We start from the raw sequence: 5,040 nt of genomic DNA, 5'->3' as shown, positions 1-5,040 counted from the left end.
CGAATTGAACCTATCCGAGACTGTCTTCGTTGGCGAGGCGATTGCTCCAGCGTGTTACCCTATCCGCATCTTTACGCCGACCATGGAACTGCCCTTCGCCGGTCATCCAGTGGTGGGCACCGCTCACTTACTGGCAGAGCTGGACATGGCCAAGCGTGATCGCCCACTTACGCTAGAAGCTGGTGTCGGCGCCTTGGTGGTGAACTACAACAATAACTTGGCCAGGTTCACCGCAGCGGCGCCGGTAAACATCCAAGCCAGCACATTGAACCAGTCAGCCGCACAGGAACTGCTTGGCCTCAATGACGGAGAGGTCATTAGCGAACCAGTACTGGCATCCTGTGGACTCCCTTACCATCTGATAGAACTCGATTCACAGGAAGCTCTCTGCCGGGCCCGACCCTCGCCCAAAGCCTGGTCGGAGTGGGTATCACCGAGCGGCTACGAACAGATTTATCTCTATGTGATCGACAAGGCTGCCGTCCAGGAACATTCAATACACAGTCGCATGTTCTCGACAGAAGGCGGTGTTCGTGAAGATCCTGCTACCGGGAGTGCCGCAGCAGCGTTGGCAGGATATCTAGTAGAAGCCATGTCACGTCTTGGTCTGTATCGATGGAAAATTCACCAGGGCATAGAAATGCGTCGTCCCAGCCTCATCTTCGCCGAGGCAGAACGAAACGATAAAGCTTCATTGATCCGTATCGCTGGACAAGCAGTGATCGTCGGTAGCGGTACACTACATCTCGGGTTGAAAAACCCTTAATGAGTCTCGGGATTGGATATAAGAATATGAAAGTTATCCGTTTTTTTGGGGGGCTGAGCAATCAGCGTTCCTATCCCTACACATCAATACCGGCTTCCAGAAGGCCATAGCCATTGCCAGAAAACAGACCGAGTCATAGTCGGCGCAACCTCAATTTTGTTCAATACCTGGTTCGACGCTCAGGGCAGACTCTGCGTGTGACCTTAGCGGAGAGCATCAATGAGCCTTTCCCTGATTTTACCCATGTCTGCCTACGCCTTGGCTAGCTCCATATCCCCTGGGCCAGTTAACCTTGTTTGCTTAAGCAGTGGCACACGCTATCCGGTTCCCCGAGGCCTGATCTTTGTGACCGGCGCCACCTTGGGATTTACTGCGCTGTTCATTGCCGTGGGATTGGGCCTTTACTCGCTTCTGACGGTAGTGCCTGTTGCCGAAAAGTTGTTGCGATTGGGTGGCATAGCCTTCCTACTGTACCTGAGTGTAAAACTGGCCATGGACAGCGGACAACTTCCAGAGAACGGCACAGAGAAGGCTCCCGGCTTCGGTACCGGGGCGCTAATGCAGTGGCTTAACCCCAAGGCCTGGCTGGCCTCGGCTTCCGGCATAGGCGCCTACACCAGCGCGAACGACCTGCAACAAATCCTGCTATTCGCCATAATTTATCTCCCGATCTGCTGGCTGTCACTCGCCTGCTGGGTATATGCCGGTGCATTTATGCGCCGCTATGTTCATAAACCTATAATACTGGTCACTATAAATCGTATATTGGCCTTACTTCTCGCTATCAGTTGCATTTATCTGCTGATGGGATGAGGAGTTCCGATATTGGTTTGGCGTTGCGGCCATCAAACGCTTGAAAGTGCGCTGGAAGTGCGGTTGGTCAGCAAAACCTGCGTTCATGGCCGCCTCCACAATGGGGGTGCCGTTTTTCAGCTCACGGCGTCCGAGTTGAACACGCCGGTTCACCAAGTAGGCATGGGGTGTCAGACCAAAATACTGCCTGAACGCACGAATCAAGTGGCCGGCACTGTAACCGGAAATCTCGCAAAGTGTATCGAGCGAAACATCCTCCGCCGCATGATCATCCAGATAATTGGCCAACACCACCAATGCTTGCGGTGCCCTTTTATCCTGAATCTCAGGTAGTGTTGCCAACACTTGCATCAAGTCTGACAGAAACCCCACTGTCTCTGTCTGTTTTTCCAGAAGCTCACGCTGCGGGTCCAGAAGGCAGCCCGCCATGCGGCAATAGCGTTCATACCATATTGGCTTAGAGACTGTTGCCGTATGGATGTCCTGCCACTTCCGTTCCGGAAGTAAACCCGCCTGAAACCGCAAATCCGTCAGCCAGTCGATATCCACATACAGCATCAGATACGCCCACGGCTGACTGTCGATGGGATTGCAGGCATGGACCCACTCCGGATTCATCAGCACAAGGTCGCCAGCACCCACCCGATAATGATCGTTCCGATACCGAAAAGTACTTTCACCCCCGGTGATGGCCCCAATCGACCACTGGGTGTGGCTGTGAGGGGAGTAGCACACCTGGCGACCATCCTCAACCTTGCGCAACTCTACATAGGGCATGCGGCTTTCTCGCCAGAAGAGAGGCTTACTTTGACTGCTCATAAATTATAACTGTCCTGATATTTTGTCTCCGACATTCCGTATTCTTCAATAAGCAGGTGCCAACAACTTTCGCTTCGTGAAACCGAATTCGGCGGCTTCATAACAACATGAATTCGGATGGAATGGAGTGGTCTGTAGCGCGTCAATCTGGATGAGAAACCAGCGACCATAACGCCATCGAATCGGCGTCACACAGCCAACCACACTGTCCGGCCAACTGATGGATGATAGATTATCCAAACAACGTCACGACCACCCCGTAGGTCGCTATCCCGGCTGCGACCGGCCAGCCCAGGGTGCGCGTGCGCCACCAGACGGCGAGGGTCGCTATCATACCGATGATAGTGGCCAACCAGGCGAGGGGCCCGGCTGTCACCGGCACCAACGAGACTCCAAACACAGCGGCGACCATCAGCGGACCAAGCAGGCTCAGCCATTGGGGCATGGCCTCGGGGGCGTCGTCACCGAGCCGCTTGAGGCGACGCTGCATCCACAGTAGCGGAATTAGGCGCATCAGCAAGGTACCTAGCGCAGCGGCTAGCACGGCGATCCACAGGGCGTTACTCATGGTGGTCTCCTTGCATGGCAGTGTCGAATTTCACGACCTGGAAACACAGCATGCCGCATATGGCGGCGAGGGGAATCGCTGCGTTGGTCAAACCCAGGAGCGTCAGCAGCAGGGAGCTGGCGATGGTAACGCTCAACGCCAGGCTCCAGCGCCGGGAGGTGAAGCGGGGCGCCACCAGCACCAGAAACAGAGCGGGCAGGGCGAAGGGTAGGATCTCGCCCATCAGCGCCCAACGGGCGACCAGCTTACCGCCGGCCAAGGCCCCAAGCGCCGTGCCGCCGACCCAGATCGCCCAGGCCAGCAGGGCGGCACCGGTGAACCAGCCGAGGCGCTGAGCTTCCGGCAGCTGGGGCAGGCGAGCGTGGGCCAGGGCGAAGACCTGATCGGTCAAGGTGTGCATCAGCCAGCCCCACCAACGGCTGGAAGTTAGCCAAGGCGCCAGATTGGGGGCGTAGACCACATGGCGCAGGTTGATCAACAGCGTCATTGCCACCACCAGCCACAGCGGAGATCCGGCAGCGATCATGCCGACGAACAGGAACTGTGACGCGCCGGCATAAAATAACGTTGAGATGATCACTGCCTCCCAGGCATTGAAGCCAGCTTGGGTGGCGACCAGCCCGAAGGAGATGGCCACCGGCACATAGCCGCCCAGCAGCGGAATGGCCTCGCGCATGCCGGACAGCCAAGGGCGGGCCGGCGAGGTGGCAGCTTGCAGGTTCATGAGGCGGGCTCCTCATGATAGATGACGCTGACCAGTAACGTGGCCCAGGTGTCTCCGGTTCGGTAGAGATGGTGCCGGTCGGCGTCAAAGGTGAGGCTGTCGCCGGCGGAGAGTGGCAGGGTCTCACCCTCCGGCCCGGCCTCTAGGGTGCCACTGATCAGGGTAAGGGTTTCTCGCGCGCCGGAGGTGTGGGGCTCGGCGTGTCGCGTAGTGTGGGGCGCGCAGCGCATCCAGTAGGCATCGACCTGGGTCGTGTCCTGGCCCTGATCAAGCAGGCGCACCTCCACGCCGTCTTCTCCCAGCGGCACGCGGATTGGTGTTCTGGTCAAGTCGTAGCGGACACTTTATTAAGCTGCTTCCGCGATTTTCTCGATCTCCCTCGGCGCGTGGTAGCCAAGGGTCGAGTGGAGTCGGCAGCTGTTGTACTCCATCTAGATATAGGTCACGACGTAGCGCCTCGCTGACTGGCGGGTCCAGTACCGCTGCCCCTCCAGCCATTCGCTCTTCAGAGAACCGAAGAAGCGCTCCATGACCGCATTGTCCCAACAGTTCCCCTTGCGGCTCATGGAGGCCAGGAAGCCGTGCTGAACCAGTCGTTCGCGATACGCACGAGATGCGTACTGGCTGCCGCGATCTGAGTGGTGTAACACGCCCCGGGGAGGTCGCCGGCGGCCAATGGCCATCTCCAGGGCGTCCAGGGTGAGTGACGCCTTCAGATGGTCGGCCATGGCCCAGCCGATGACCTGCCGGTCGTAGAGGTCCAGTACCGCCGCCAGGTACAACCAGCCTTCCAGGGTCCAGATGGCGGTAATGTCGGCCACCCACGCCTGATTGGGCTCAGGCACCGTGAACTGCCGCTTGAGCAGGTTGGGAGCCACTGGCAACCCGTGGTCGCTGTCCGTCGTATGCCGGTAGCGGCGACGCTGTCGGCAGGCGACATCGGCTTCCTGCATCAGGCTACGTGCCTGATAACGACCGACTGTATGACCTCTGCGATGGAGTTCCTTGGCCATTCGCCGGCTCCCATAGCTACCACGTTTCTGATCGTGGATGTCCTTGACCTCCCGGTGCAGGCACTGGCGCTGCTCATCGGGTTCACGCTGACGCCAGGCATAGAAGCCACTGCGGCTGACGTCCATGACACGGCACAACACCACGACTGGGAAGGAGGCCTTCTCCGACTCGATGAACTGGTATCTCAGCTCGACTCTCTCGCGAAGAAGGCCGTGGCCTTTTTTAGGGTATCCGGATTAAGTGGTTGATTTTCTAATGATCACAGTATGAGACAAACAGTACCCTCAGCGGATTAGTTGGTTGATCACAAGGCAGAGGGGGGTTATTGAAATCCCT

6 protein-coding genes and 1 pseudogene are annotated in these 5,040 nt (G+C 57.7%); 2 read left to right on the top strand and 5 right to left on the bottom strand.

Features of this window, described 5'->3' with window-relative positions; all coding sequences use genetic code 11:
- Both OP498_RS18135 and OP498_RS18130 read left to right on the top strand, forming a co-directional pair.
- Positions 1–766 (top strand): PhzF family phenazine biosynthesis protein (locus OP498_RS18135; RefSeq protein ID WP_280554762.1); only part of this gene is annotated, 766 nt, incomplete at its 5' end.
- A 219-nt stretch (positions 767–985) separates the two neighbouring features.
- The gene (locus OP498_RS18130) at positions 986–1,579 is read left to right on the top strand and encodes a LysE family translocator (RefSeq protein ID WP_232911809.1); all 594 of its coding nucleotides are present in this window, start codon (positions 986–988) and stop codon (positions 1,577–1,579) included.
- Here OP498_RS18130 and OP498_RS18125 read toward each other — a convergent pair.
- The 5 genes and pseudogenes from OP498_RS18125 to OP498_RS18105 form a co-directional block, all read right to left on the bottom strand.
- A complete protein-coding gene (locus tag OP498_RS18125; RefSeq protein ID WP_332875615.1) occupies positions 1,538–2,356 on the bottom strand; it encodes an AraC family transcriptional regulator in 819 nt (272 codons plus the stop codon). The genes OP498_RS18130 and OP498_RS18125 overlap by 42 nt on opposite strands.
- Before the next feature lie 274 nt (positions 2,357–2,630).
- Positions 2,631–2,966, bottom strand: coding sequence for an AzlD domain-containing protein (locus OP498_RS18120; protein ID WP_232911807.1), 336 nt, complete (start codon positions 2,964–2,966; stop codon positions 2,631–2,633).
- On the bottom strand, positions 2,959–3,690 hold the full coding sequence (locus tag OP498_RS18115) for an AzlC family ABC transporter permease (RefSeq protein ID WP_232911806.1): 732 nt from the start codon (positions 3,688–3,690) through the stop codon (positions 2,959–2,961). The genes OP498_RS18120 and OP498_RS18115 overlap by 8 nt, the downstream gene beginning before the upstream one ends.
- Positions 3,687–4,019 carry a cupin domain-containing protein gene (locus OP498_RS18110; protein WP_348533498.1) on the bottom strand — a complete coding sequence of 111 codons (333 nt, stop codon included), beginning with the start codon at positions 4,017–4,019 and terminating at the stop codon, positions 3,687–3,689. The genes OP498_RS18115 and OP498_RS18110 overlap by 4 nt, the downstream gene beginning before the upstream one ends.
- Before the next feature lie 18 nt (positions 4,020–4,037).
- Positions 4,038–4,928 (bottom strand): annotated as a pseudogene (locus tag OP498_RS18105) (IS3 family transposase); the annotation flags it as partial.
- Between the last annotated feature and the right edge of the window lie 112 nt (positions 4,929–5,040).

Source organism: Halomonas sp. 25-S5 (assembly GCF_029889845.1).
GTDB lineage: Bacteria > Pseudomonadota > Gammaproteobacteria > Pseudomonadales > Halomonadaceae > Halomonas.
The sequence above is the reverse complement of the archived record's forward strand: the minus strand, read 5'-3'. Positions and strand labels throughout refer to the sequence as shown.